2 protein-coding genes and 1 pseudogene are annotated in these 1,441 nt (G+C 56.0%); 2 read left to right on the plus strand and 1 reads right to left on the minus strand.

What is annotated here, in order from left to right:
- Nucleotides 1-119: 119 nt before the first annotated feature.
- Nucleotides 120-605 (plus strand): annotated as a pseudogene (locus BLIN9172_RS17725) (transposase); the annotation flags it as partial.
- Between the two features lie 31 nt (nucleotides 606-636).
- Here the strand turns inward: BLIN9172_RS17725 and BLIN9172_RS18700 are convergent.
- Entirely contained in the window at nucleotides 637-765 is a 129-nt protein-coding gene (locus tag BLIN9172_RS18700) for a hypothetical protein (protein ID WP_257904184.1), read from the minus strand.
- A 104-nt stretch (nucleotides 766-869) separates the two neighbouring features.
- On the opposite strand from BLIN9172_RS18700, the gene BLIN9172_RS17730 reads away from it, so the two are divergent.
- The gene (locus tag BLIN9172_RS17730) at nucleotides 870-1,322 is read left to right on the plus strand and encodes a hypothetical protein (protein WP_101556182.1); all 453 of its coding nucleotides are present in this window, start codon (nucleotides 870-872) and stop codon (nucleotides 1,320-1,322) included.
- The last annotated feature ends 119 nt before the right edge of the window (nucleotides 1,323-1,441 follow it).

Consider the following 1,441-nt stretch of genomic DNA (forward strand, 5'->3'; position numbering starts at 1 on the left):
GCTGCGGCTTGATTGGCATGGAGAGCTGGATGCTCAGGAATGGGCACGTCCGGTTCGGAGGGCGGGCCGGGGAAACTTACCAGTCGTGAGGCTGGCAGAGCGCCCCGGTCCGACCCTACACCGAGCATCACACCAGTGAGGGGAAACTGTACATGTGCGCGGTCAAGGATGTGTTCAGCAACAGAATCGTCGGTTATGCCATCGATTCGAGAATGAAATCTCGCCTGGCTGTGGCTGCGATTGATGATGCTATAGCCCGTCGTGGCGGACAGCGAGCCGTGGCCGGTTGCGTGGTGCATTCGGATCGCGGGTCGCAATTTCGTTCTCGGAAGTTCCAGCAGGTTCTACGGCATTACGGGCTCGTGGGGTCGATGGGAAGGGTTGGTGCTGCTGGTGATAATGCGGCGATGGAATCGTTCTTCGCCGTGTTGCAGAAGAACGTCCTCGACCGGGGCCGTTGGGACACGCGAGCGAGGTTGCGCACAGCGATCGTGCACTGGGTCGAACGAACCTATCACCGGAAGCGTCGACAGAGGAGACTGGATAAACTGACCCCGGTTGAATACGAGCTTGTTCACCACAAGGCCGTCGCTCTGGCGGCATAAACCCTGGAGTCAACTAAACCTTCAGCAGTCCCTACTTCTCGACCGGTAGGTTGATGCGCCGGCACAACGCGTCACGCGCTACAACCGTGTGCGCGGTCTTCTCCAGATCGAGGATCAACCGATCATGCTCGGAGATCTCATCCACGGTGCCAAGAACCATAGACGCCAGTGTGGCACAACGGGCGAAATTTCATACTTTTAGAGGATGCGAAGAAGCTTCAAGCGCACATAAAGTTGCGGATACATCAAGGAAGGATGTGAAAAATGACCGCAATTAGAAGAAGCACTATCGTGATCGCTTCAGTAGTTAGTTCGACGGCCATGCTGCTGGGAACCGTAGCTCCAGCGCAAGCAGATGCGCCCACCACGTTGCAAAAGGTTTCCACCACGAGCTTCGCTGACAAATCCTGCATGAAAGAAGTCAAGCGGGCCTACGAGAAGGTCGGCCAAGAGGCTAGCACTGGCGACCTCGAGATCTGTAAAGGGAATGTGACCGTCGAAGAAGGACCGACTGAGACGGTCGATGTCGGAGAGGCCAAAGCACTCGCTGCTACCCAAGACATGAGCAAGCAGGAAACTGCTCAGGTCGTCCAGGCCGCAAAAGCAGGGAAGATAAAGAGCAAGAAGTGGAAGCACGCCTATTGGGGCGGCTCCAACTATGAGAAGCATGCTGGTAGAACCTACTGGAACGGCTCGAAAGCTTGGGTTAAGCCTTGATCCACCGATGCGAGTAGCAGGATCAAGCCGCGCGTGAAATGGAAATGCCCCTTCTGAACTGGGAAAATGATGATGTTCGAAGTCAACATTCCCGGCCAAGAAAGGGGCACCTCTCAGGT

Origin of the sequence: Brevibacterium linens ATCC 9172 (assembly GCF_900169165.1) — a bacterium.
Classification (GTDB): Bacteria; Actinomycetota; Actinomycetes; order Actinomycetales; family Brevibacteriaceae; genus Brevibacterium; species Brevibacterium linens.